The organism is Paenibacillus sp. VT-400 (genome assembly GCF_001029205.1).
GTDB lineage: Bacteria > Bacillota > Bacilli > Paenibacillales > Paenibacillaceae > Paenibacillus > Paenibacillus amylolyticus.
In genome coordinates this window covers 1,913,732-1,939,672 of record NZ_LELF01000067.1, presented here as the reverse complement: position 1 = coordinate 1,939,672, position 25,941 = coordinate 1,913,732, and the positions used below count along the sequence as shown (strand labels likewise).

Below are 25,941 nucleotides of genomic sequence, written 5' to 3'. Positions count from 1 at the left end.
TTTTTTCTCCTTTCTTGGTGAGTAAGAATTTTTATTGTACTATCCGGTTCCCAATCTGATCGTTTCTGTTACTTACTTGAATAATTAAACCTGATTCATCCTCAACAGTAACATAACTTCCATCTTCGTTAAAATATGCTGCTGCTTCTTTACCATTCGCCTTGTTTTCAGCCTCACTAGTTTAACTTTAGGTTCTCTCATCCATTTCAAACCTAGCACTGGATTTCTCTTTTCATCGATATACCCTTCCTCCACAATGAATTTTAAAAATGAAGGATATTTTTTTGTATTCCATTAATGTAGGTCTCTGATAGTCCTTTCAATTCCAAGTTCATAAGATATGCTTTGATGTGAGAGGTGTTGATCTCTTCTACTTCAACAACTGAAAATTCATTACATAAGTAATTTAGAAACGCCCGATTGTTATTTCTATATCCTTTTATAGTGGGGATACTATAATCCTTGATCTCCTAATCAAAAAGAAACTCTTTGTAAACATCTTCAAATAACATAAAAAAACTCACTCCTTATATGGATTTCCCCATACAAAAAGTGAGTTTTAATACTGCCCTTAGACATCTTAAATAGGAAAACGTATATCATCATAAAAATCACCAAGCGCTAACATGTATACCCTCGCTGAGCTATAAAAATGATGAATTCTTAATATTTGTCCTACCCTGACAAGGCTACAAAGATGCAACCATACCACGTATCGCCTCGTTATCTTAAACGAACTCTACGTTATGGTAGACCTGCTGAACATCTTCAAGGTCTTCAAGCGCATCGATCAGTTTCTCGAACTGAGCTTGTGCATCCTCTGGAAGTTCAATATGATTTTGCGCAAGCATCGTCAGCTCGGCTACTGTGAACTCAGTAATACCAGCAGCTTTGAATGCTTCTTGTACAGCGTGGAATTGATCCGGTTCTGCATATACAATTACAGCATCGTCTTCGTCCACGATATCACGTACATCCACATCTGCTTCAAGCAGAAGTTCCAGTACTTCCTCGGAGTTTTTGCCTTCTATACCGATAACCGCTGTTGGATCAAACATGTAAGCAACAGAACCGCTGACACCCATGTTACCCGCGTTTTTGTTAAACGCAGAGCGCACTTCCGGCGCTGTACGATTCACATTGTTGGTGAGTGCATCAACGATGACCATCGCACCATTCGGTCCGAAGCCTTCATAACGCAACTCTTCATAGTTCTCATCCCCGCTGCCTTTTGCTTTTTCCATCGCACGATCAATGATGGCTTTGGGTACATTATACGTTTTGGCACGTTCCAGCACGACTTTCAGTGCACGGTTCGCTTCCGGGTCCGGTTCGCCCTTCTTGGCAGCTACATAGATCTCAACGCCGAATTTAGCGTAGACCCGGCTCGTGTTTGCATCTTTTGAAGCTTTCTTTTCCTTGATATTATTCCACTTACGACCCATATCGTTTCCGCTCACTTTCAACATTTAATCTGCTTTCTACTATGCCATTATATCTTGTTGAGCGTACTTCAACAAGTTAATACACACGAAATAATGGGAATAACTGCGGTGATTATCCATCTCCATTTGAAGATTAGCCTCAGTTTATCCTCTCATAAATCTCTCAGCAGCAACTAACGTTACCTCTATTCACTCCATATATAGCAGACAAGAAGCACCCCATAAAGGAATGCTTCCGCCCTAAATCAGTCCTAATTTCAGTTATCTTACCCGGTCAATTAAGCGTGAAATTGTCGACCATCCAACACTTCAGGAACATAACCCGCACGAATGACAAAGTCTCCGAAATGTTCCCCTTCATTGCGCTCTTTGGCATACTGGTTCACCATTGGAGTTAACGTGTCCAGAATCTCGGTTTCGCCAATGTTTTCTTTGTACAGCTTATTCAAGCGATGTCCGGTGAAGCTGCCACCGAGATACATATTGTATTTCCCTGGTGCTTTACCGATAAATGAAATCTCCGCCAGCATCGGTCTTGCGCATCCGTTCGGGCAGCCGGTCATCCGAATGACAATTTCTTCGTCTCTCAGCCCGGCTTCGTCCAATACAGGCTCCAGTTTGTCGATCAGGGACGGCAAGTAACGTTCGGACTCAGCCATCGCAAGGCCGCAGGTCGGAAGCGCAACACAAGCCATGGAACTTCTGCGCAGCGCAGAGTAATGTGCACCATCGGTCAGATTGTATTGCTGAATCAACGCTTCAATCTTTTTCTTTTTCTGGCTGCTAATATTACCGATGATCAGATTCTGGTTCGCAGTCAGACGGAAATCACCCGTATGCACTTTGGCAATTTCACGCAGACCCGTCATGAGCGGATAACCGTCTACATCTTTTACACGACCATTCTGAATGAACAGCGTGTAGTGCCATCTGCCATTATTACCTTTTACCCAACCGTATCGATCCCCGTTAGTCTCAAAATGATACGGGCGTGCCGCATCCAGTTTCCATCCCAGACGGCTGGTCAGCTCATCCACAAACCACTCCACACCACGATCATCCAGCGTATATTTGAAACGAGCATGTTTACGAACTGCACGATCTCCATAATCACGCTGAATCATAACTGTTTTCTCTGCAACATCAATCATTTGCTCCGGCGTACAGAAACCAATGACTTTGGACACCTGAGGATAGGTTTTGGCATCACCATGAGACATCCCCATGCCGCCTCCTACGGAAACGTTGAAGCCTTGCAACTTGCCGTTCTCCACAATAGCAATAAAGCCAAGATCCTGTGAATAGACATCCACATCATTGGATGGTGGTACAGCAATACCGATCTTGAACTTCCGTGGCAAATACACTTTGCCATAGATTGGTTCAACTTCTTCGTCCGAGTCCTGGGAATCAACCACTTTCTCTCCGTCCAGCCACAGCTCATGATAAGCCCGGGTCCGAGGGTCCAAATGATTGCTCACCTGACATGCCCACTCATACACTTCAGCATGCACATCAGATTGATTCGGATTCGGGTTACACATCACGTTACGGTTTACGTCACCACATGCAGCCAGTGTGCTTAACAACGAATCGTTCACTTCGCGAATGGTGTTTTTAAGATCCCACTTCAGTACGCCATGCAGTTGGAAAGACTGACGTGTAGTCAGACGAATCGTCTCATTCGCATATTTATGCGCTACCCGATCCATCATCAACCACTGCTCCGGGGTTACAATCCCACCGGAAGCACGCACACGTAACATGAATTGGTATGCAGGCTCCAGCTTGGATTTGTGACGCTCGTTACGCAGGTCACGGTCATCCTGCATATAACTACCGTGGTGTTTCATCAGACGGTTGTCGTCCTCTGGAATAGCCCCCGTGATACGATCAGCCAACGTTTCGGTCAGACTTCCGCGCAAGTAATCACTTTTGATCTTTATATCTTCCACATCGCTATTCGTGCGCTGTGGGTTAAGTAAGTTATTATAAACCATGCTGCTTTCTCCTCTCGTCTCTGCGGGATGGTGCAATCCGGCTGGGCCGGTAATTAATAGACGTCCCGCTGATAACGTTTCTCCTGCTGTAACCGTGTCAGATATTCCGATGCCTGCTCAGGCGATAAACCGCCTTCTTGTTCAAGAATCGTGGTGAGCGCAGCATGCACATCATGTGCCATTTTTTTCTCGTCACCACAGATATATACGCTTGCACCTTCCTGAAGCCACTGGTACAACTCTTTGCTGTGTTCCAGCATACGATGTTGTACATACACTTTCTGTTCCGTATCACGTGAGAAGGCTACATCCATCTTAGTAAGCACACCATCTTTGAGCCAACGCTGCCACTCCGTCTGGTACAAGAAGTCCGTGGCGAAATGCTGATCTCCGTAGAACAACCATGTCTTGCCCTCTGCTCCTGTTTCTTCACGCTCACCAAGGAAAGATCTGAACGGCGCTACACCTGTACCTGGGCCAACCATGATGATCGGTGTATCCGGATTCTCAGGCAGCTTGAAATTCGGGTTATGCTGTATATATACAGGCAGGGTGTCGCCAGCTTCGATTCGTTCAGCCAGATGTACCGAGCATACACCGTAACGTTCTCTGCCACGTGCTTCATAACGTACCGAGCGAACGGTTAGATGAACTTCATCCGGGAAAGACTTCGAACTACTCGCTATGGAGTATAGACGTGCCGGAATTTTGCGAAGAGCAGCTACAAATTCTCCGGCAGGAATCCCTTTCAGATTATAATCATGAACCAGATCCAGCAGATCACAGCTATTCATAACCGTGCGGAATTCGGAATCATCTGCGAGTAACGCTGTCAGGCCACTCCCAGGATTCAGTTTCGCAAGTTGTTCCACGACCGGTTTCGTCACAGCTGTAATTTCAAAATAACGCAGCAACGCTTCTTGCACAGATGCCTGATCGCCATTTTTATTCACGGTCACGCGTTCATCGGCATTCCATCCCATGGCTGCAATCAATTCATCTACAAGGCGCGGATGATTCTCAGGGAATACCCCAAGGCTGTCACCTGGCTCGTAATCCAGGCTGGAACCTTCCAAAGACAACTCAATGTGGCGTGTTTCACGGTCCGATCCTCTGCCATTCAGATTGAGATTCTCCAACACTTCAGCCTTGAATGGATTCGTGCGATCATATTCGGATTCCCCGCCGCTCACCGCAGCTGTAACAGCCTCCGTGGTTACCGTACTCGCAGCAGCAGATGTACTGCTTAAGGATGCCAGTACTTCATTCATCCACTCTGCAGCTGCTTCATCAAAATCAACATCACAGTCCACACGCGGTACAAGGGCTGTACCACCCAATTCCTGCAATCGTTTATCGAAGTCCTTACCTGTCTGACAGAAGAACTCATAGGAGGTATCTCCCAGAGCCAACACCGAGTAACGAAGTCCTTCAAGCTTTGGAGCCCGTTTGCTGTTCAGGAATTCATGCAGCGGAATCGCATTATCTGGTGGTTCGCCTTCGCCATGCGTACTGACGATGATGAGGAGATTTTCAATTTTCTTAAGTCCGTTCGGTTTGAAATCTCCCATCGATGACAACGTTACCTGAAGACCTTGCTCTTCAAGTTTCTTGGCCAGCTTCTTCGAAAGGCCACTGGAATTCCCGGTTTGTGAACCGAAGAGCACGGTAACTTCCCGTGATACTGGCGGAGCACTAACAGGTGCAATACCTGTAGCTGGTGCAACCTGTACCAGGTTAGCTGGAGCCGCTATTGTCGCGCTTGCCTGAATTGCTGCAATATATCCGCTCAACCAAGTACGTTGTCCATCGGTCAATGTAGGAATAAGACGATTAAGCAGTTCAACTTGTTCTTGATTAAAAGGGCTGTTTGTCACTTGAAGTTCCACTGTTTGCCACCTCGCGCATTGCTTCGATTTTAATTCCGACTAAAATCATCACATTAATTTAATTTCTTCTCTCTAAAACCTAACACACCGGGTGTTGAGGGTCAATTTCAATGATTTTATAGCATTTATCAGTTTCGCTGATAAAGGACAAAAAACAACAAAAACCCTCCTTTTCAAATCAAGGACGGTTTTTGTTTTTAATTTTAATTTGGCGGCCAGCTCAAGTTGAAGTTGAAAGTGGAATATAGTCACTAAAATGATCTCCGAGCACTCTGCTTTTATCTCCGTATACTCTGTCCAAGTGATTCTCTCCCCACAGACATATGCGGTCAATGATGTCCTGTAGTGTCAAGCCGTACTCTGTCAGCTCATACTCTACCTTGGGCGGAATCTGGGGATGAATGATCCGATGGATGATTTCATTCTTTTCCAGTTCACGCAGCTGCTGGGTTAAGACTTTCTGGGTAATGCCAGGAATGGCTCTGCGAAGTTCGCTTGTACGTTTTTTACCTGATATCAACTGATGCAGAATAAGAATCCTCCATTTTCCACCGACCAGTTCCAGCATGGCCTGCACACCACTCTCATATTTTTTCATTTCTTGTTCCACTTGTACTCCCCCATAATTCACATATATGTATATCCGTTATTAAAAGTAACCGAAGAACCCCAAAGTATCTACAGCACTCTCAGGTGCGTACTTCTCAAGAAGATGTCATGAAACTTATAATAACATTGGTCAGAATGTTTAACCAAAATAAAAAAGAAAAAAGGATGGTTACTCCTACATGAAAGTTAAACTGGTCGTTACTCACCCAAGACAGGATTCCCTAACATTTGCCGTGATGAATCGTTTTATAGAAGGTATGCAGGAGAATTCCCATGAAATCGATATCCTCGATCTATATCATGACGGATTCGATCCCCTATATCGTGTAGAAGATGAGCGAGACTGGCAAAATCCCGATAAACAGCATGCTCCTGTGATTCGCAAAGAGCTGGATCGTGTGCTTGCGGCTGATGCCATTGTATTTGTTTTCCCGATCTGGTGGTACAACGTTCCCTCCATGCTCAAAGCTTATCTGGACAAGGTATGGAACATGGGGCTGCTGAACAAGGCAAACTCCAAAAAGGCACTGTGGATTGCGCTAGCTGGAGGAACGGAGGCTTCATTCCATAAATACGACTATTACAACATGATTTCCAACTATCTAAATAATGGGATCGCAGGCTATGCGAGAATGCAGGAATCCCGAGTCGAATTCCTCTATGAAACCATTTCAGAATCCAAAGAGCATATCGAAAGCTTGCTGGAGCAAGCATATCAAATCGGCAAACATTACAATTAACAATTCGCAGACATTACAGATAACAACTGCAAAACGATAGGAAGCTACTCGTTCGTTGAGTAAATGACTTTTCGCCTATGGCTGGCGTACAATCAAGAAGGCTTACTACAACCTGGGTTCCAGGTCAAAGTAAGCCTTCTTTTTCACACGCTACGATTCTGGTGTATCATCATTTCTTCCATACCAGTTTGCTCATCATCGCATATAACAACGTAGCCGATTCGGCTCGGGTCGCTTCGGCAAGTGGTTTCACTTCACCATTGTACCCGTGGGCGATACCCAGATTCACAAGTAATGCCACACTATCCCTGGCATAGGAGCGAATCTCGGAAGCGTCACGGAAACGAGTAAGGTTATCTGTTACAGTCGTCTCAGAGTCAACCAGTCCAGCCGCCGCAAGTGCTCTCACTGTCAACGTCATCATCTCCTGACGAGTGATCGTGGACTCTGGCAAGAAGCGCCCGTCACCGGTACCACTAGTAATACCTAGCGAACGCGCAGCTGTAACTGCTTCGTAGTACGGAGCATTTTCGTTTACATCAGAGAACGCATTCCCGGAAGAAGCATTCAAGCCCAGCGCAGTCATCAACCATTGCATGTATTGGCCGCGGGTCGTCTCCTGTTTTGGATGTAACTGGGTGGAATCACCGCTTGCCTCAGCATCAATTACACCTCGGACAGCCAAAGCCTCCATTGCTTTCTTGGCCCACTGCACTTCTGCAAGATCTGTGAATGTCTGCTCCACAGGCACAACAGCATAATTTCCTGTGAGTGATGTGACGGAAAATACAAGCTGCCCGCTTTTTTGATCGTAGTAACTTTGCGGCAACGGGGTTGCCACACCGTTCGCACCAATGGCAAATGCTACAATCCGATCCTGCTGAGCATTTTGTGAGGATTGGAAAGGCAGACGAAGTATTAACTGGCTTTCCGATGGCCATGGTTGACCATCCAGTTGAAGTTCAAGCTGGACTCCATATTTCGTGCCGAGCTGATCTGCGACTGTTTTTGGCAGCTCCGTTCTGACCAATCGGATTGATGCAATCCCATCACCAACGATATCCTTTGTTAACAGTGTCGCAGGAAGCTCCAACGTTCCCAGCTCTGTAACAATGTTGAACACATGTGACTCACCCTGATCTATCAAGGCAGCGGCAGGCAGAGACAATTCATATGCCGTTGCTCCCGAAACCGGCTTCAGCCGAAGTTCGACCAAGCGCTGGCCCGCATCTGTTGAGGGGGCAACTTTAAAAGCATCTTTAATCGTTGAAGCATCCACGTTGGACTGCACTAAACCCTTCTGATCTGACTGTCCCTGCAACTCCAGAACAGAACGGTCCTTTTCCGGTTTAGGTTGTGGTACCGCATTCTCTGCACTTGGGTTACCACTTCCTGATTGTCCACCATTGCTGGATGAACCAGAACCATTTCCTGGATTTCCACCGGAATTGCCGCCTGGATTACCGCCCGAACCAGGGTCCGTGCCTCCAGGGGAAGGAACAGATACCGGCACCTTCACTGTCAACGGTACAGTCAGGGCTCTACTGTCGTCAGAAGTTCGAGTAATTTCCAGCTCCAGTGTTACGGTTGTTTCCTTAGATGGTGGGACAATCGTTCCATCGGTTTGAATGACCGACGGTACCGAACTGGAAGCGATATTAACCGTGAAACCTTGCGGCACGGATGGTAACTTCAGTTTTTTCGTGCCTGCGGAAGGCTGTTCCAATGCTGTGATGCCTGTAGCTACATCGGCAGCGCTCTGCTGAGCCGTATGCACCTGATAAGCGGAAGATACACCTCTCAAGGATTGCCCCGTCGCATCCAAAGCTTCCACTTTGTAATAATATTCCGTGCCGGGGTTCAGTTCACTGTCCGTGTACTTCCGTCCATTGCCACTGTAAACCACCTTATACTCACCTTGCTCACGATCTGAGCGGTGGAGCTTGTAGCTTGCTGCACCAAGATGAGCATCCCAGCGAAGCGTTGCGCTCGTTGAATCTAACGCATCAGCAGTAAGGCCAGCACTATCATTTGCAGGTGGCGCGGCGTCAGGTTTAACGATCATAATCCAGCTAATCATCGGGTCCTGTGATGCCGTATTACGCACGGTTAACTCCAGCTTGTTGTCCGACACGCTGATGCCTTTCTGGGCTCTAACGTTGGCAGGCGTAAAAGTAACTGCACCGGTATTGGTGCCATTGATGATTAAATTCGCTCTGCGCGATGTATTGGTCCACGGATCGTTGAATCCGGCGTACACATCGTATGTCCCGTTTGGCACATCAAATCTATAGGTTAAGTCCGTGCCTTTAGGAGAATTGCTGACATTTCCACCGTTCAGATAACGTACGGTCGAGAATATATCCCCGCCATTCGAACCGGATGCCAGTGCATCTGCGCTGACATAACCCCAATTACGTCCCTCAGCCGGAGCGTACATCTGATCCGCCGTTTCCGGGTTCGCAAGCGTTCCCTTCATATAATCACCCATGAGACTGTAATCAGCCGTTTCGTAACCCCCGCTGTTCACAAAATAGAGTGTATTCTCCGGAATGACATTTACGCGAACTGCCTGCTTTTTGTTGTTATATTCCGGTGTCGTTACCTGTAATGTGAGCGGTCCTGGCTTGGCAAAATCCTCTGCCGTCATGGCCCGGTTATCAATCGTCCATACTGCTGGCGTTGATACCAGTGCTCCACCGTCGCGCACATTCAATGTTGTTGGCAGGGATGGTACTTTGCCTAGCGCCACGGCTTCTGGCAACGGATCAGCAATATCTACCTTGCCCATCGAATTCAGTAGATCAGGTGTCCAGCTGTTATACCACTTGATCGCGATGTCGGAGCCTATTCCAAACTCAATTGGCAAGAACACGTATTTTGCAGCATCATTCGAGAAATTGCCACCATTCCACGTATCCCCCACGTAAATGAATTTGCCTTTTTCCGGATCAACCGGTATGACGGAAGTCGTCTGTGTGCCAAATGCCTTGCCTGGATCAGGATCGGTTGGCAACGTGCGCACGAACGGATTGGTCTGTGTTGACCACGGGCCAAAAATGTTATCCGCCACCGTCACTTTGTTTTCGTTAGGGGCCCAACCGGAAGCTCCGGAAGTCAAAATATAATATTTCCCCTGATACTTGAACATCGCCGGTGCTTCACGTTGCCCTCCCGGGAACACACGCACGTAATCTACGCCGTATTCCGCCTGATAGGTGGAATCTCGTACCGGATTGCCTTTGTCATCCGTTCGTCCTTCCTTATGCCACCCTGTTACGTCACTGTAGTCTTCATTCAGTTTGGAGATATAGAGCGTCAGATTTTCCTCACTGGAGTAGATCAGATAGCCAGTGCCGTCATCGTCCTTGAACAACGTCATATCACGTGCCATACCCTTATCGGTTGGGAAGAAATCTTTCTCCCCTTCGGGAGCTCTGTCCATCCGGTAACTCTTCTGATACACAAAAGGCCCTGTTGGAGAGTCGCTGATCGCATAACCGGCCCGCGCCTTACCATAATTCGCATTATCGTTATAGGGGTCTTTGTCGCCGTCCATGTGGGCCCACATCACGTATTTCTTCGTTTTGTCGTTGTAGATGACCTTTGGTCGTTCAATAATCCGTCCTTTGCGGATATCTGCCCAGATATCCACGCGGTCTTCACGCCCCGCATACAATTTGGAGATCAACGGGTCATTGTCAAAATCATCCATGGATTGAATTGTTGTTAAAGCCATGCCTTCATCCTTCCAATTCATCAGATCCTTGGATGAATACACACGCACACCAACAGCTGGCCAGCCGCCCTTATGATATTCGCCATACCAGTAATAGGTCTCCGTCTGTTCATCATAGAAAAAGCCAGCCCCATGAGCATCAATCGGTTTCCCGTCCAGATCTGGCCACAATTGCCCTGGTGTAATGCTTGTGCGAACTGTGGCAACACCCAGCGGTGCGGATGCTGGAGAAGTTACGCCGTCCACGGTCGCCTGAATGATGTAAAAATATCCTGTGCCCATCGTCAGACCGCTATCGTTAAACGTGTTTTCATTGCCACTATAGACCTGCTGATACGTACCCGTAGCACTGGTTGACCTGGACAGGGTATACGTTACATCAGATCCAGGCAGGACATTCCACCCCAGAGAGATTGATGTATCCTTCACAGCTGTGGCAGCGAACTCTGCTGGAGAGTCAATGGAGTATGTCGTAGCTTCAGCAACAGTGGCCGCTGACTCACCAGCTGCATTATAGGCCGTCACACGATAGCTGTAGCTAGTGCCGGGCTCAAGCTCCTGGTCTGTATAAGTAAGTCCCTTCCCTTCATAAATCTGCTCGTATTGCTCACTGCCAGCTTCGGCCCGAACCACGCGATAACCCGTTGACTTGTCCACAGTTGACCAAGATAGCTTCACGCTTGTGGCATTAAGTGCTTCGGCCTTTAATTCGCCAGGAGCCTGTGGTGCCGCCGCAGTCGTCCGAACTTCCAGAGGAGCAGTCCATAGTGACTCGGTTAGACCTCCGTATTCATAAGCGAGCTTGTAATAATACACCGTATCCCCGCTTAATCCTACATCCGTATGTTCCAAAGATCCGGTACTGGTTACCAGAGAATAACCGCCTTCTGGCGTAGAGGAACGGTACAGGCGATAGGCTGATGCACCTACGATTTCAGACCATTGCAGTGAAACCGAAGATGCCGTCTGCTCTGCAATGGCGAGCAAAGCATCGTTCACTGGTGGCTGCTCGGCAATAATAACGTCATCCATATGTACCGACTGCCACTTATTTCGAATGCCAACAACACCTGACCCAATGGAAGAATCGTTTAAATCAAATACCAACCGATCGGAGCCATTTTCGGCGATATATCCTCGAATGGTGGCACCCGACAGCACTATTTTGAGTGTGTACCACGTATCTTTGGCAAACGCATAGTCCACCGTTTTCAACGTTGTATCGCCGTTATTCACCTTTTTGCTGAAGACCAATTTGTTGTTAGGTACCTGCATTTGAAAATAATAATAGTTGCTCTTATCCTGAAACCGCGGCAATATTCCCGGATATCCTTGACCGGCTCCCGTGTAAAAGCGCATGGACACGGTCATGTCCGACATGGAGTCTCCAGTAGAGATGATGCCTTCATTGGTATCGCTCTGGAAAAGCGTGAAGTTGGACGCATCTGTCGGGTCAGCAATCACTTCCCAGTTGCCTGAGCTTACGTTCCACGCAGGTGATTCCGTGTAATTCCCATCCGAAAAATCGTCCTGCAACAACGTGGCGGGTATACTGCTCAGATCGGCATACGCCTTACTCGGCAGCATCAACGGTCCCGAAGACAGCGCAAGTGTTGCTGATAACATAAATATCATGGGTTTCCTGAGTTTATCCAATGTTCATTCTCTCCTTTGGCGTGAAAGATGAAAGCATGGTTCTTGAAAGCGCGGTGTTGTTGTTCAGCCTATCCTCAGCAACCAGTGGTCAGTAACGAGCTCTTGTCCACCTCCTTATTTTAATGAAACCGGTTTCATTGGAGTGCAAAAAAAGACCCGTCTTCCCTTCTAAGTGCAATGATACCCATACGGAATACCGTGTTTTCTTTGCCCCTATGCAGTGAAACAGGTTTTTAACATATAAATGTAATCGCTTTCCTGAATTATATTATTGCCTTATTCAAGCTGTCAACTGTGAATTGGGCTCAAACATTTTTCGTTAAAACCACGCAAAAAAGGCGCGAGTTCTGCCTGTTTTGCAAGCAAAATTCGCGCCTTTTCTCACGCTTCGAGCTTGTTCGCAAGCTCGCACATGATTCGTAATCAAAAGCGGACTTTTTGAACAACCTCTATTTAGAATACTTTCGTGGTCCACGACTCACAGTTCCACGTCTCCGTAACGACATCACGGTAGAATTCCGGTTCGTGGGAAATCAGAAGAATACTGCCTTTGTAGGCCTTGAGCGCACGTTTCAACTCTTCCTTGGCATCAACGTCCAGATGGTTCGTCGGCTCATCGAGCACAAGCAGGTTGGTTTCATTATTGATCAGCTTACAGAGACGCACTTTAGCTTTCTCCCCACCACTTAGTACAGCTACCTTGCTCTCAATGTGTTTTGTAGTCAAACCACATTTTGCAAGTGCAGCACGCACCTCGAATTGGGTATACGAAGGGAACTCCTGCCAGATCTCTTCAATACATGTATTGTAGTTGGCATCCTTCATCTCTTGCTGGAAGTAACCAATCTCCAGATGTTCACCACGTTGAACGGTTCCTTCCAGAGCTTGAATTTCACCCAGAATACTACGCATCAGGGTTGTTTTACCGATTCCGTTCGCACCAACAAGGGCGATCTTCTGTCCACGCTCCATACGCAGATCCAGTGGTCTGGACAACGGTTCGTTGTAACCAATCACAAGTCCTTTGGTTTCGAAAATGAGCTTGCCGGATGTTCTTGCATCACGGAAGTTGAACTGTGGTTTCGGTTTCTCCTTAGCGATCTCGATGACATCCATCTTGTCGAGCTTCTTCTGTCTGGACATCGCCATATTGCGTGTAGCTACACTTGCTTTGTTACGCGCTACAAAATCCTTGAGGTCAGCAATCTCTTGTTGTTGGCGCTTGTACGCCGACTCCAGCTGCTGTTTTCTCATCTCATGCACTTCCTGGAAGTGATCATAATCGCCCACATAACGAGTTAGATTCTGGTTCTCCATGTGATAGATCAAGTTGATAACACTGTTCAGGAACGGAATATCGTGAGAAATGAGGATAAATGCATTCTCATATTCCTGCAAATAACGTTTCAGCCATTCGATATGCAATTCATCCAGATAGTTCGTAGGCTCATCCAGGAGCAAAATATCGGGTTTTTCCAGCAGCAACTTGGCAAGCAAGACTTTGGTACGCTGTCCACCACTCAGGTCATTGACGTCTTTATCCAGACCGATATCCGTCAGACCCAGACCACGTGCGGTTTCATCCACTTTGGCATCGATCATGTAGAAATCCTGGTTGGTCAGCGTATCCTGAATCGTACCCACGTCTTCAAGAAGTTGTTCAAGTTCCTCCGGGGTAACATCACCCATTTTGCCATACATATCATTCATTTCCTGTTCCATGTCAAACAAATACTGGAACGCGCCGCGAAGTACGTCACGGATTGATTGGCCTTTGTTCAATACAGCATGCTGGTCCAGATAACCAACACGCATCCGTTTGGACCACTCCACCTTGCCTTCATCCGGCTGAAGTTTTCCTGTAATAATGTTCATGAAGGTGGATTTACCTTCACCATTGGCCCCGATCAGACCAATATGTTCGCCCTTCAAGAGGCGGAATGAAACGTCGTTAAAGATAGCACGGTCACCAAAACCGTGACTTAATTTTTCTACATTTAATATGCTCATTCATGACACCTTTTCTATATAGACTTAATTCTTTGTATATTATAAGCGTTATATCCTGCACAACTCAACGCCATATTAAAAATTATTCCACCTTTTTGTCTGAAATTTGCCTTATATGAAAGTATGGGTTAAAATTTTGCCTTAACGAATTACTATTATATAGAACGGAGCTCTTCGAAGAGCATCAGGTGAAGATTATGATTGAAGTGAAACAATCCAAGTTGGGTGATGGTGGTGAGTTTAACCGCGGGGTATTTGCTACCGTTGATATTGCCAAAGGAACGCTTATCCATCAGGCACCCGTTGTGCCTTACCCAAATGAAGATCATGAGCATGTCGAAAAAACGATTTTGGAAGATTACGTGTTCGAATATGGGGCGAATCATACCGCAATTCTGCTCGGTTACGGCAGTCTGATCAACCACTCTTATGAACCTAACGCTACTTACGATATCAATTTTGATAACCATACCTTTGACTTCTACGCTTATACAGACATCAAAGCTGGCGAAGAAATCGTGATCAATTACAACGGTGAGGAAGACAGTATGGACCCGTTATGGTTCCTGGACGATTACGAGGAGCGTATGCTGGAGTTCAATAAGTCCAATGATGATGAGGTTGAAAAAGAGACCGAACCCCAGTCCCTGGATACGGACACGAGTAAATAAACGTTAAACTCAAGTAAAGTTCGCAAGCACTCTGTTGTATGTGCGAAAAGAACTCACTGTACCCGGTGAATGATGAAATGAGTAACTGGAGACTTTTCACAGTCCAAAGTTTAAACACACAAATAAGCAAGTCCTCCGTTAATGGAAGACTTGCTTATTTGTGTTGTCTTGCTTTCTAAGCCAGATACACCTGTTCATGTTTTATTGTTTATCGTGCATCTTAACTTGTTTTAATCTGTAATCGGCGGATCTGTATGCAAGTCTTGATCGGGTGTCGTGGATCTCCACTTGGTAAAGGCTACCTCGAACCCTGCACGCTTTGGTGAACACAGAAATGGACCTGCATGTTTGTTCGTTGGATAGGCAAACCGTGCAACCCGAATCGTACGCCATGGATGCTCATCTGTGCGTGCACGAATGACAACAGCCTCATTACTGTAGGAGGCTCTGATTGTTACGATTCGTCCACCCCACTCTGGCACAGGAGAGAGTGACCAATCGGAATACGTATCCGTCACGACGGCTCCAACATGTGCCACACCATCATTGACCTCAACTCCGGCCTTGATCCATTGGTCTTCTCCGTACCATAACATTAATCCCGCCTGGTCATATAATTCGGTGAATGAGCTTAGATCAAACGATACCTCAATCGCTTCCGTTCCGTCCCATGGAGCAAGCATGGCGTGTCCATCCCGATGACAGAACCCGTAGAATGTGTTCTCCCAAAAGTCACTGCCTTCCCGAGCTTCCACAACGAAACGATCCCCATCCATCCGTGCAGCAACGGGTTCCTTAGTCCACTTGCCTTCATAAAGCCCAATAAAATCCGATGACATCGTTATTTTCATCCTTTCTTCCGTCCCAAAGGGGGGTTCATCCTCACTTCATCACTTCTAAATTAAAGAACCCAGATCCGATGCAGCAGTAGGATATGCAAAATTCATGGTGTTTAACTGATCAATAGTCAGATTGAACTGAATCGCCATTGCAAAAAGGTTGATCAATTCTTCTGTTTTGCTCCCGAGCACATGCGCACCCAGAATACGCCCGGATGATTTGTCGATCACCACTTTGGCCATGGCAAATTTTTCATGAGTTCGCTTGTAAGTATACCATTTCGACATATCATTTACCTGCACCTCGTAGCCCTCTTTCTTGGCTTGTTCCGTGCTCATACCTACAGCTCCAAGGGCAGGGACAGTAAACACAATAGAAGGCATCACTTTATAATTTGGTTTGTGTTGATTTCCCTCCAACAAATTGAACGATACAGCCCGGGATTCCTGACCTGCTAACGGGGTTAAAGGCAACCCTTTTGTATCCGTTACATCGCCAGCAGCATACACTCTCGGATTACTTTCACTTTGCAAGTACTCGTTCACCGTAATCCCCTTTTTGCTGTAGCTGACGTTGGCTTTCTCCAATTCCAGCCCATCCACATTAGGAACACGCCCGGCTCCATGAACGACAAGTCCGCACTGCCACTGGTGATCTGCACCATTACGTGTGCCATGAACGACATAGGCGTTCCCCTCTTGCCGTATGGACTTCACCTCCGCGTTCAAGTGAACATGAATGCCGATCTCTTTTGATTTTTGTAACAAAGATTCTACAAGCTCCACATCAAACGACTTCAGAGGCTGTTCACTCCGATGCAGGATATGGACTTCCGTCCCGGCTCTGGCCGCAATATGCGCAAACTCAAATGCAATGTATCCACCGCCTACCAGAACTAATCGATCCGGCAGCTGTTCCAGATCCAGAAAGTCATCACTATATAGAAGATGCTCCGAGCCCTCAATCTCAAGTGGCGCAGGTCTTGCACCGGTAGCAATCAGAATGTGTTTCCCATGGAGCACTTCTTCTCCAACTTGAATATGATTTTCATCGACAAATGAAGCTTTACCATGGAACGTATCCATTCCGGCCTGTTTGAATTGATCTTCACTTGCTCTAGGTATGCTCTCGGTAAAGGTGCGTTTAAAGGCCATAAGTTCAGACCAGTTGATGGTCGCCTGTCCCTGAATTCCTTTCCTTTGCATCCGTTCATTCCAGTCAATCAGCTCAGCCGCTCCAGCCAGCACTTTCTTGGGATCACAGCCACGCAGTGCACACGTTCCGCCGAACTCACGTTCATCAATTACAGCAACTCTCCAGCCAGCTTCAGCGCAACGGGTGATAACAGAGCTTGCCGCGCTTCCTGTTCCAATTGCAATCAAGTCATACGTTTCTTGTGTCATCATGGTTCCTCCTCATCCTTTTGGTGCATCTATTGCAGGGATGCCTGAAGTTACAGCAATCCAGCCTGTTTAAGGTACTCTGTTGCAACCTGTTCAGGATTCGCTCCCTCTACGTTCACGTCATAGTTCATCTGACGCATCTCATCATCCGTAATTTTGCCAGCAAGCTGATTCAGTACCTCAACCAGTTGTGGATATTGATCTGCCGTTTCTTGACGAAGCATCGGCGCGCCTTGATACGGTGGGAATAACTCCTGATCATCCTCCAGCACAACGAGTTCATATTGTCTCAACTCACTGTCTGTGGAGTAAGCATCAACGAGATTGATATCTCCGCGCTGAAGAGCACCATAGCGAAGCTTGGGTTCCATTGTTGCAACGTTCGGAAATTCAATCCCATACTTTTTCTGTATGCCAAGGTATCCGTCTTCCCGATCCGAGAATTCCAGCGTGAATCCTGCCTTGATCTGCTGCTCAACCGGTTTGAGATCCGAAATGGTCTTGAGATTGTATTGATCTGCGATGCTCTTTGGAACGGCCAACGTATACGTATTGTTGTAATCCATAGGGTTCAGAAGCACCATGTTGAACTGGCTCAGCATTCCATCTCTTGCCTGTTCGTACACCTCTGTCCGATCGGTGCTCACAGCCGTTTCCTTCATAAATTCGGAGATCGCTGTCCCCGTGAATTCGGGATAGATGTCAATATCACCCGACTTGAGTGCATTGAAAAGGAATGGTGTTTTGCCTAATCCGGGTTTTAGTTCAACGGTCAGGTCTGTATCTTTTTCGATTAACAATTTGTACATATTAATGAGAATTTCGGGTTCCGCCCCCAATTTCCCGGAAATGACGAGATCCTTCTGTCCACCACGTGCCACGAAGGGAATGGTAATCACAAGTATCGCGATCAGAGCTAGCGAACCCAAGGTAACCAATGTTTTCTTGAAGGATAACCGCTGGAACTGACGCAATAGTACATCAAACATAATAGCCAGCAAGGCTGCCGGAATGGCTCCAAGAATGATCAGCGCCGTATCGTTCCGATCAATGCCCAGCAAAATTAATGCACCCAAACCTCCTGCGCCGATCAAGGCAGCAAGTGTGGCTGTTCCTACAATCAGGACCATCGCGGTCCGAATTCCGGCCATAATGACAGGCATCGCCAGTGGCAGTTCCACTTTGATTAGACGTTGCCAACTATTCATGCCCATCGCATTCGCTGCTTCCACCATGGAAGGATCAACTTCGGATATGCCTGTGTACGTGTTGCGGAGTACCGGAAGCAGCGCATACACCACCAGTGCAATGATTGCAGGAAGTGTGCCTATGCCGAATAACGGGATGAGCAATCCGAGAAGCGCCAAGGAAGGTATCGTCTGCAACACAGCCGTAACCCCAATAATCGGTTCAGCGACTTTTGGCTTGCGTGTCAAGTAAATACCAAGCGGGATAGCGATGAGGACAGCAAAGAACAATGCGATAAATGAGATCTGAATATGTTCCAGCAGAGCAGACAACAACTGACCTTTGCGCTCACTGAATACCTCCGTGAATCTACTCATGTCCTTCACCTCGTTCCTGTAACTGACCAGACCAGTATTTCATCAGATCAACTCGACTGATCTCGCCAATAATTTGGCGGTTACTTTCAACCAGCAGATGGTCATGGGAAGCCATGATATCAACTAACTCCGTCAACGTAATGGATACAGGAACGGCAGTTTTGGCTGATTTTGGCACATGACCCGGTGAGAGTGGTGACATGATGGATTCGAGATCAAAATCAGATTGTGAACCCGTATCGGTGTTAGGACTTCCAACAAATTCACGTACGAAGTCATTAGCTGGCTGTCGGATCAGTTCTTCCGGGGTGCCTACCTGCAAAACCTGTCCATCCTTCATAATGCAGATGCGATCCCCCAGCTTCATCGCTTCCTGAATATCATGAGTGACAAACACAATTGTTTTTTTCATCTGACGCTGGATATCCAAAATATCGTCCTGCAATTTCTCCCGACTCATTGGATCGAGTGCACTGAACGGTTCATCCATCAAAACTATCTCGGGATCAGCAGCGAGTGCACGCAACACACCAATTCTCTGCTGTTGTCCTCCAGATAACTCGGACGGTTTACGCTCACTGTACGTATCTCCGTGCAAACCCACCATATCCAGTAACGTATGTACACGCTCCTTGATTTGATCTGACTTCCATTTTCGCAGTTCAGGAACAACTGCAATATTTTCGGCAATGGTCATATGCGGGAATAGTGCAATCTGTTGCAGCACATATCCGATATTCCAGCGCAATTCGTGAATGTTGTATTCATCAATTGGGCGTTCATTAATGCGCACTGTTCCATCTGTTCGTTCAATCAGGCGATTGATCATTTTGAGCATGGTGGTTTTGCCACATCCACTCGGACCAATCATGACAAACAGTTCTCCCTTGTTAATGTTGAGGTTAACCTGACGCAAAGCCGTTGTTCCATCAGGATATTGTTTCGATACATTTTCGAACTGAATCATTCGCTCTCTTCGCCCCTTTATCTAGGGCGTGTCTCAGACACGCCCTAACATTCATCTTCATCTATTTCCCCAAAAGTGTGTTCGTATAATCACTGCTTTCCGTAGTGTCCCTGGTTAGGGAGAGATCCATATTCGAATCAACGATGTCAACATGCTGGTAGACATGCAAAAAGACGGGCACTAGGCACCGTCTTCTCATAATATGAAAATGTTTCTTCCATTATTTCCATACTTCCATATGATTTCGAATAAATTGCTCGAATGAAATCGGGTTATTCCCCGTTAATTTTTTCACCGTATCCGTCGTTCGATCTTCTCTCCCCTTCTCCCGGATAGGTACATCCAGTCTTGCGAGGGCAGCAGCGTATTCTCCTGACATTCCTGCGCGAATCATGCTGTTCCTCAATTCATCATCGGACAAAGATTCATGCTGGATGGACTGACCCAGTACACGGCTCAAGACGTCTGCAACCTGTCCATAGGACAACGACTCCGGCCCTGTAATGATATGCTCCGTATTATGAGGAACAATATCCGTCAGAGCATGGAACGCAACTGCCGCGATATCATCTGCACTAACAAATCCAATTTTCCCGTCACCCGTAGCACTGTATATTTTCCCCATTTGCTTCGTCGTCTCCCGATGCGGCCCTTCCGTAAAGTTCTCCATAAAATAGGAAGGCTGCAATACAGCCCACTCAGGAGCATGGGCTTTTATAAACTGATGTACTTTGCCAAATATAGGACCCTCTTCATCAATTGAAGCACTGCCAAGTAAAACGAATCGCTTAACACCGTTCCACAATGCTTCCTTGATGAACGGAATGATGACGTCTTCTGGGTTCATATCCATGACCGGCATGACAAGGTACACCTGATTCACATTTTTCAGCGCCAGCGCATATGTCTCGGAATCATACCAATCAAAATAGACATAATTATCGGCAGAACCAGAAAGAGATGGTTTAGTTCTTCCTGCCAAACGCACCGGATAATGATGCTTTTGAAGTATGGCCGCAATACGGCTTCCTGTCTTTCCATTAGCTCCGGTAATAAGTGTCAACGGTTTATCATTGATCATGCTTGTTTCCTCCTAAGTCCGATTCGAGTACGACCATCGGATTCCAATAGTCTTTATAATGTGTAATTTTTCCATTAGAGTGGCTCACTACAGAGATGTACGTTTGGTTGTAAGGCTTGCCTGTAACTAATGAACGCCCTTTACAAGTAAATTCAGCCACAAACTGTTGTTTCGTGGAATCAGCCAAGATCACCGGTTCAGAAAACTGCTGGATTTCAATCATCCCCAGCAGATTATGAAGATGATTCGTAATTGCGGCTTTGCCTTCCAGTTTCTGAAGATATCCTGCTGGTGCATATGGGAATTCGAAAATAGCGTCAGATGTATATAACTCCAACCACTGTTCCAGTTTTCCTTCCAGTAGCAATTGAGTAAATCCATGCATGATCTGATGCTGTGTACTATTGCCCGCTTCCAACTGCTGAGATTGTGTCATCCTTATTACCTCCTTCAGTTTGTTTGGTGTTCTTTTTCCAGACCAATCGGTCTACAATAGTCAAAAAATAAACGCCCTAAGCGTTCATTTTCAAAAAAACGTAAAGAATTCTTACTCAAATCACATGTAAAACGTTAATCCATAGCCCTTAGGGTCATCTGTACAAAATCCCGCAGCGCTTCTGTGCTTGCACCGCTCTTCGCCGTAAAGGTCAATGAGAGTCGGGAATAATTCAGAAAACGGGCAAGCCCGGGCAATTCTTCCTCTGCGTGCCTCAGTTCGCCACTCCTCTGGCCTCGTAACAGCGCAGTATGAATAACATCTTCCATTTGTTGGTTAGTGGTTTGAATAAAAGCTGCGATTTCGTGATTTTGTGGTGCCTGTTCAACCGCGCTATTAATGATGAAACATTCATTACGACGTTCGTTGTCTGTCAACACGTTAACCGCTTCGTTGAACAACTCCGTCACGCCTTGCCTCACACTTGTACATTCGTCTAATAGTCTGATTCCCGCTTCTGTCTTCTGCTGAATATAGAATTTAAGAGCAGAGACAAATAAATCATGTTTAGTTCCGTAGGTGTCATACAGGCTTTGCCGCGCAATGCCAAGTTCACTCAGCAGTAAGCTCAAAGATGTACCTTCATAACCGTACGCTCCAAATACAGACGTTGCTTTTCTTAGAACAGTCTCCGTGTCAAACTCCTTGGCTCTTCCCAATTTAAGATCTCACCTCCCTATTCATTAACTAAAGAATACCTTTTCCAGACTGATCAGTCAAGAAAATAAATGCTTTGATTTTTGCCAAAGTGGTATAATGGGAAATAGAAGCTGAATGAATTCTTTTACCACTTACCAACCATGACCACATATAAAGGAGTGTACCTATATGTATATTCAAATTACAGATTTGGCTGCAAAACGATTGACGGAAAGCTTGAATGACCAACCCGGATATTTCAAAGTGATCTATGACTTGGAAGGTTGCGGATGTAACGGAGTTATCGCTATTATCATTGTTGATGAACTTGCAGCTCTCGACGCTCAGATTGAAACCAATCTGGTTCCGTTTTATGTTGATCCGAAGCAGCAACTAAACCTCGAACAACATATGAAGCTGGATACAGAAGAGAATTATCCTTCTTTCAAATTAAGCAGTGATTCTGGTGTGCTCAGCGCCAACGTTCGCGTTCGTGACACCCGTACTGTAACTGCGGGAAGCTCCGGTGGATCTGACGCCTGCATGTTGTAATACAGTCTCCAGCTTACTTGAAGTAATCTAGCATTATCTCTCTTCACATCAAAAGCCGTTGCATCTAATGCAACGGCTTTTTTTCATCTATACTGCCTCTACGAGAGTTGAAGAAGAAGAATCTAGCAAACTTTGTTTACAACTCGGAAACAATTGGAGAACCTATGGATATAATCCTCTAGTATACTCGGTATATAGATTCATATATTCCGAGGAGGAACACACATCATGAAACCTTTTACTCGTAAATCCATCATATCTACAATTCTCGTAGGCTCTGTTGTAGCAGGTTCTGCCTTTACTACGTTTCCCATCACTTCAAGCCTGAATCCCGTCGCGTCTGCTGCAAGCTCCAGCTTCACTCAATTTCTGCATGATAATGCACCTGGTCGTACGATCAAAACGATTAAAAATGTGGCAACTGTGACCAATGTGTCCAGTACAGTTGTGCTTGTCAATAAAAAGAGAAATCTGCCTTCAACTTATGCACCTCAAGATTTGGTTGTACCTAATATTCCTTTTAGCTTCTCAGGTTCCAGTCCGAAGAAACAAATGCGTAAAGTGGCTGCAACCGCGATAGAAAAATTATTTGCGGCTGCCAAAAAAGACGGCATCGATATCAAAGCGGTGTCTGGCTATCGTTCTTATGCGACCCAGAAATCAATCTTTGACCGTAATGCCAGCATCAAAGGTGAAGCTGTTGCCAATAAAACAAGTGCTCGGCCAGGACAAAGCGAACATCAAACTGGTCTAGCCATGGATATATCAAGCGCTTCGGCCGGTTACGATCTTCAGCAAAGCTTTGGCAACACCAAAGAAGGCAAATGGCTGAAAGCCAATGCCCACAAATACGGCTTCATCATCCGTTATGGCAAAGATCAGGAGAAATTGACTGGTTACTCCTATGAGCCATGGCATGTACGTTATGTAGGGGTGTATATTGCTGGTGAGGTTACCAACCAGAAACTTACGCTGGAGCAGTATTTGGAACGTGCTAAATAAGGCAGGTTTGAGCCCAAAGCCTAGACAGTTATTTGATTAGATAAAAGAAGCGTGACTATAGATAACATGACTGAAGGAGAAGATGGGGCCGCAACTGGCCCTCTTCTGCTTCAATTTTTCATTTACACACTTCATCATGTCCCAACGATTTTTCTAAAGACCAGTGGCAGTCTCTTCAGACCTTCTGTTCCAGCCCAAGAGCCTACTCCAGCAAGTATTACATTATGGCACAAATAAAGTGCGACATTGTACACGATAGGGCCTAGAATAATCTCCACGACTACAAAACGTTTTAACGTCGAAGATTGGATCACATATACCCGAAATTCATGAGGGTCATGTCCTCCCATATACCTTGCGATCAATGCTTTCATGAATCACCTCTAGTGTTTTATTTTAGCGTATGGCAGACGATCCTTGTCTTATTCTAAAATAATACTTACATAAAGTAACTAAGTGTGTTATAGTCAGTTTATAAATCATACATAAGCGAGGGAAACTACCATGAGTGAGTTGGAGAATCTAGTCAAAAACCGTAGATCGGCCGTTATTTTTGAAGAAGGAATTGAAATTTCGGATTTGGAACTGCAAGAAATGTTTGCCCTGAACAAATTTGCACCATCTGCCTTTAACCTGCAACACACGCACTATCTTGTGATTAAAGACGAGGAACAGAAAGAGAAAGTCTATGAGGCTTCCCAGCAATATAAGGTAAAAACAGCTTCTGCAGTCATCGTGGTATTGGGCGACGTCAACGCGCATCATCATATCCGCACTATTAACGAAGGCCTGCTGAACCTAGGCGCTCTTACTCCGTTCCAATACGAGCAGGAATCCCAAAGTGTCACCGAATTTTACGAATCTCGCGGCAGATTCTTCCAACGTGAGGATGCGATTCGCAATGCCAGCCTGTCTGCCATGCAATTGATGCTGATCGCTCAGGATCGCGGTTGGGACACTTGTCCAATGATTGGCTTTGACTCGGAAGAACTGCAACGGAGTCTGGAAATCCCTAACCATTACGTACCGGTTATGCTGATCACCATCGGCAAAAAGTCGGAAGCCAAACAGCGCCCACGCGGTTACCGTAAACCGATTAACGAATATGTTAGCTTCAACAAAATGCACGCTGAATAACATATAATATAACAAATTATATAAGTTGAACTAACATTTACACGATAACGGAGAGGACAGAAAAAACCTGAAAAAGCGAAGCGTGCGCCTTTATCCCCGGATTTTCCCCTTTAGAAAAGGAATGGAATTAAAATCTGGGGATAACAGCGATTGGAAGGTTGTTCTGTCATCGTAGTGTCAGTGTAAATAATCTTTAGTTCAACACAGCAAAAAAGCCACGATCTCGTGGCTTTAATACGTTTCATAGATCAACGTATCCAACATGTGAAATTCATCGTCAAACTCCGCATATATGTACAGTCGACCAGCAGGTGTATCCCCCGCATCATAACCCAATCGGAAATATTGATCTCCCTGAAATTCTGCATCAGCCAAAATCAATGCATTGATATCTTCGTCCGGATGAGCCTCGGCAATGGTTTTAAGTGCCTGCTCACCTAGCATGTCCCACCGTTTCCACGTCTCTTCCATATATGGGGACAATATTTCCATCTCTGTCTTGGTTGAAACCTGTGCAGTGACTACCAGTTCTTTATCCTGAATAAGTAAGCTCATCTGATAGTTGGACATCGAGACGTCATACTGAAACAACCCCATACCCGGAACTTCATGATTGGATTCAAACATTAGATTATCTGCATACTGCAGTCTTTCCAGCTTGGGATTAGCGCTATAATCCAACTCGGTTAATTTGTTCTCGGAACAGTACAACTCTTTTAGTTGTACGTTATGGTGAATATCCAGCTTGCTAATATGGTTGTTAAAACAACGGACACTCTCTAAAACCATATTTGAACGAAAATCCAACTGTTTGATATGATTGTGGTTACAACGAAGTTCAATCAAGTTTGGACAACCTGTTACATCAAGTTCCAACATGTAATTGTTGGCGCAATCAAGTCGCCGCAGTTGCTTATTGTGTTCAAGTTCAAGTGAGAAAAGAGCGTTATAACTGCAACTAAGTTCCTCCAACTGCTCAAGGGGCTCCGAAGCCAGCTCCGACAACATATTCCAATGACACTCCACCGTTATAAGTTTGGAATTATGAGAAAGATCCAATTTGCGAAGTCGATTAAAACTGCAATCCAGCACCTGCAATTCCGAATTGGAGCGGAGGTCCAGTGTAAGAAGCTGATTCTCTCTGCAACGTAACGTCCTCAGCTTGTGATTCTGACCTAGATTCAGACTGGTCAATTGATTATAGGCACAATCCAACTCTTGAAGACCCCTGAAATACTCGATTCCATCAAGATCGCTAATATTGTGATTGGAAAGTTGCAATATCTCAACCTCACAAACGTCACTCTCCTGAATGAAATCCCGCTGATCACAAAAACGTTCCAACACAACTTGCCTGAAACGTTCATCCGTGAAGGCATAAGTAATATCCATGTCTAACGCCTCCCCCTCTCGTTTTGCTCTATTGGAACAGTCTTCCAACATATTATTACTATTCTATGAGTTTCGTCGTCGGGATTCAACAATTACCTAAGCAAATTC

20 protein-coding genes and 1 pseudogene are annotated in these 25,941 nt (G+C 45.9%); 5 read left to right on the top strand and 16 right to left on the bottom strand.

The features are described from left to right. Positions 1–31: 31 nt before the first annotated feature. The 5 genes and pseudogenes from EL84_RS33120 to EL84_RS19410 all read right to left on the bottom strand — a co-directional run. Positions 32–139, bottom strand: a pseudogene (locus tag EL84_RS33120) (colicin E5-related ribonuclease); the annotation flags it as partial. A gap of 589 nt (positions 140–728) precedes the next feature. Further along, entirely contained in the window at positions 729–1,445 is a 717-nt protein-coding gene (locus EL84_RS19425; RefSeq protein ID WP_036608916.1) for a YebC/PmpR family DNA-binding transcriptional regulator, read from the bottom strand. 278 nt (positions 1,446–1,723) lie between these two features. Continuing rightward, positions 1,724–3,445 carry an assimilatory sulfite reductase (NADPH) hemoprotein subunit gene (gene cysI, locus EL84_RS19420; RefSeq protein ID WP_047842744.1) on the bottom strand — a complete coding sequence of 574 codons (1,722 nt, stop codon included), beginning with the start codon at positions 3,443–3,445 and terminating at the stop codon, positions 1,724–1,726. A 53-nt stretch (positions 3,446–3,498) separates the two neighbouring features. Beyond that, on the bottom strand, positions 3,499–5,334 hold the full coding sequence (locus tag EL84_RS19415; RefSeq protein WP_047842743.1) for an assimilatory sulfite reductase (NADPH) flavoprotein subunit: 1,836 nt from the start codon (positions 5,332–5,334) through the stop codon (positions 3,499–3,501). Between the two features lie 220 nt (positions 5,335–5,554). After that, the gene (locus tag EL84_RS19410) at positions 5,555–5,944 is read right to left on the bottom strand and encodes a winged helix-turn-helix transcriptional regulator (RefSeq protein WP_280523071.1); all 390 of its coding nucleotides are present in this window, start codon (positions 5,942–5,944) and stop codon (positions 5,555–5,557) included. A gap of 178 nt (positions 5,945–6,122) precedes the next feature. Here EL84_RS19410 and EL84_RS19405 point away from each other — a divergent pair, with 178 nt between their 5' ends. Then, a complete protein-coding gene (locus tag EL84_RS19405; protein ID WP_036670680.1) occupies positions 6,123–6,683 on the top strand; it encodes an NAD(P)H oxidoreductase in 561 nt (186 codons plus the stop codon). A 169-nt stretch (positions 6,684–6,852) separates the two neighbouring features. On the opposite strand, the gene EL84_RS19400 is transcribed toward EL84_RS19405, so the two are convergent. Together EL84_RS19400 and EL84_RS19395 are read right to left on the bottom strand one after the other, a co-directional pair. After that, positions 6,853–12,078: an S-layer homology domain-containing protein gene (locus EL84_RS19400; RefSeq protein WP_047842742.1), complete on the bottom strand. Its 5,226-nt coding sequence runs from the start codon at positions 12,076–12,078 to the stop codon at positions 6,853–6,855. Positions 12,079–12,531: 453 nt separating this feature from the next. Then, on the bottom strand, positions 12,532–14,088 hold the full coding sequence (locus EL84_RS19395) for an ABC-F family ATP-binding cassette domain-containing protein (protein ID WP_017688769.1): 1,557 nt from the start codon (positions 14,086–14,088) through the stop codon (positions 12,532–12,534). 197 nt (positions 14,089–14,285) lie between these two features. Between EL84_RS19395 and EL84_RS19390 the strand changes: the two genes are divergently transcribed. Continuing rightward, on the top strand, positions 14,286–14,759 hold the full coding sequence (locus EL84_RS19390; protein WP_047842741.1) for an SET domain-containing protein: 474 nt from the start codon (positions 14,286–14,288) through the stop codon (positions 14,757–14,759). Positions 14,760–14,989: 230 nt separating this feature from the next. On the opposite strand, the gene EL84_RS19385 is transcribed toward EL84_RS19390, so the two are convergent. The 7 genes from EL84_RS19385 to EL84_RS19355 all read right to left on the bottom strand — a co-directional run bounded on the left by EL84_RS19385 (position 14,990) and on the right by EL84_RS19355 (position 21,770). After that, positions 14,990–15,598, bottom strand: a complete 609-nt coding sequence (locus EL84_RS19385; protein WP_047842740.1) for a DUF1349 domain-containing protein — start codon at positions 15,596–15,598, stop codon at positions 14,990–14,992. 57 nt (positions 15,599–15,655) lie between these two features. Further along, complete coding sequence (locus EL84_RS19380) at positions 15,656–17,002, bottom strand: dihydrolipoyl dehydrogenase family protein (protein WP_047842739.1); 1,347 nt, start codon at positions 17,000–17,002, stop codon at positions 15,656–15,658. Positions 17,003–17,052: 50 nt separating this feature from the next. Further along, entirely contained in the window at positions 17,053–18,567 is a 1,515-nt protein-coding gene (gene opuFB, locus EL84_RS19375; protein ID WP_047842738.1) for an osmoprotectant update ABC transporter permease/substrate-binding subunit OpuFB, read from the bottom strand. Then, complete coding sequence (locus EL84_RS19370) at positions 18,560–19,534, bottom strand: ABC transporter ATP-binding protein (RefSeq protein WP_047842737.1); 975 nt, start codon at positions 19,532–19,534, stop codon at positions 18,560–18,562. The genes opuFB and EL84_RS19370 overlap by 8 nt, the downstream gene beginning before the upstream one ends. Before the next feature lie 220 nt (positions 19,535–19,754). Beyond that, on the bottom strand, positions 19,755–20,615 hold the full coding sequence (locus tag EL84_RS19365) for an ergot alkaloid biosynthesis protein (protein ID WP_047842736.1): 861 nt from the start codon (positions 20,613–20,615) through the stop codon (positions 19,755–19,757). Then, the gene (locus EL84_RS19360) at positions 20,605–21,051 is read right to left on the bottom strand and encodes a nuclear transport factor 2 family protein (protein WP_047842735.1); all 447 of its coding nucleotides are present in this window, start codon (positions 21,049–21,051) and stop codon (positions 20,605–20,607) included. The genes EL84_RS19365 and EL84_RS19360 overlap by 11 nt, the downstream gene beginning before the upstream one ends. Before the next feature lie 134 nt (positions 21,052–21,185). Continuing rightward, positions 21,186–21,770 carry a TetR/AcrR family transcriptional regulator gene (locus EL84_RS19355; protein ID WP_047842734.1) on the bottom strand — a complete coding sequence of 195 codons (585 nt, stop codon included), beginning with the start codon at positions 21,768–21,770 and terminating at the stop codon, positions 21,186–21,188. A gap of 169 nt (positions 21,771–21,939) precedes the next feature. Between EL84_RS19355 and EL84_RS19350 the strand changes: the two genes are divergently transcribed. Together EL84_RS19350 and EL84_RS19345 are read left to right on the top strand one after the other, a co-directional pair. Next, positions 21,940–22,302 (top strand): iron-sulfur cluster biosynthesis family protein, encoded by a 363-nt coding sequence (locus tag EL84_RS19350; protein WP_047842733.1) that lies wholly within the window; start codon positions 21,940–21,942, stop codon positions 22,300–22,302. A gap of 228 nt (positions 22,303–22,530) precedes the next feature. Next, positions 22,531–23,304, top strand: coding sequence for a D-alanyl-D-alanine carboxypeptidase family protein (locus EL84_RS19345; protein WP_047842732.1), 774 nt, complete (start codon positions 22,531–22,533; stop codon positions 23,302–23,304). A gap of 134 nt (positions 23,305–23,438) precedes the next feature. Here the strand turns inward: EL84_RS19345 and EL84_RS19340 are convergent, their stop codons facing one another. Beyond that, positions 23,439–23,678, bottom strand: a complete 240-nt coding sequence (locus EL84_RS19340; protein ID WP_235193803.1) for a hypothetical protein — start codon at positions 23,676–23,678, stop codon at positions 23,439–23,441. Positions 23,679–23,808: 130 nt separating this feature from the next. Between EL84_RS19340 and EL84_RS19335 the strand changes: the two genes are divergently transcribed. Then, complete coding sequence (locus EL84_RS19335) at positions 23,809–24,441, top strand: nitroreductase family protein (protein WP_047842731.1); 633 nt, start codon at positions 23,809–23,811, stop codon at positions 24,439–24,441. Positions 24,442–24,672: 231 nt separating this feature from the next. Here the strand turns inward: EL84_RS19335 and EL84_RS19330 are convergent, their stop codons facing one another. Next, the gene (locus EL84_RS19330; RefSeq protein WP_047842730.1) at positions 24,673–25,833 is read right to left on the bottom strand and encodes a leucine-rich repeat domain-containing protein; all 1,161 of its coding nucleotides are present in this window, start codon (positions 25,831–25,833) and stop codon (positions 24,673–24,675) included. Between the last annotated feature and the right edge of the window lie 108 nt (positions 25,834–25,941).

What these genes read in the sequence shown, in the direction of transcription:
- EL84_RS19425 (WP_036608916.1), bottom strand. Translation starts at nt 1,445, where the DNA reads ATGGGTCGTAAGTGGAATAATATCAAGGAAAAGAAAGCTTCAAAAGAT.
- cysI (WP_047842744.1), bottom strand. Translation starts at nt 3,445, where the DNA reads ATGGTTTATAATAACTTACTTAACCCACAGCGCACGAATAGCGATGTG.
- EL84_RS19405 (WP_036670680.1), top strand. Translation starts at nt 6,123, where the DNA reads ATGAAAGTTAAACTGGTCGTTACTCACCCAAGACAGGATTCCCTAACA.
- EL84_RS19395 (WP_017688769.1), bottom strand. Translation starts at nt 14,088, where the DNA reads ATGAGCATATTAAATGTAGAAAAATTAAGTCACGGTTTTGGTGACCGT.
- EL84_RS19390 (WP_047842741.1), top strand. Translation starts at nt 14,286, where the DNA reads ATGATTGAAGTGAAACAATCCAAGTTGGGTGATGGTGGTGAGTTTAAC.
- EL84_RS19385 (WP_047842740.1), bottom strand. Translation starts at nt 15,598, where the DNA reads ATGTCATCGGATTTTATTGGGCTTTATGAAGGCAAGTGGACTAAGGAA.
- EL84_RS19380 (WP_047842739.1), bottom strand. Translation starts at nt 17,002, where the DNA reads ATGACACAAGAAACGTATGACTTGATTGCAATTGGAACAGGAAGCGCG.
- opuFB (WP_047842738.1), bottom strand. Translation starts at nt 18,567, where the DNA reads ATGAGTAGATTCACGGAGGTATTCAGTGAGCGCAAAGGTCAGTTGTTG.
- EL84_RS19370 (WP_047842737.1), bottom strand. Translation starts at nt 19,534, where the DNA reads ATGATTCAGTTCGAAAATGTATCGAAACAATATCCTGATGGAACAACG.
- EL84_RS19365 (WP_047842736.1), bottom strand. Translation starts at nt 20,615, where the DNA reads ATGATCAATGATAAACCGTTGACACTTATTACCGGAGCTAATGGAAAG.
- EL84_RS19360 (WP_047842735.1), bottom strand. Translation starts at nt 21,051, where the DNA reads ATGACACAATCTCAGCAGTTGGAAGCGGGCAATAGTACACAGCATCAG.
- EL84_RS19350 (WP_047842733.1), top strand. Translation starts at nt 21,940, where the DNA reads ATGTATATTCAAATTACAGATTTGGCTGCAAAACGATTGACGGAAAGC.
- EL84_RS19345 (WP_047842732.1), top strand. Translation starts at nt 22,531, where the DNA reads ATGAAACCTTTTACTCGTAAATCCATCATATCTACAATTCTCGTAGGC.
- EL84_RS19340 (WP_235193803.1), bottom strand. Translation starts at nt 23,678, where the DNA reads ATGAAAGCATTGATCGCAAGGTATATGGGAGGACATGACCCTCATGAA.
- EL84_RS19335 (WP_047842731.1), top strand. Translation starts at nt 23,809, where the DNA reads ATGAGTGAGTTGGAGAATCTAGTCAAAAACCGTAGATCGGCCGTTATT.
- EL84_RS19330 (WP_047842730.1), bottom strand. Translation starts at nt 25,833, where the DNA reads ATGGATATTACTTATGCCTTCACGGATGAACGTTTCAGGCAAGTTGTG.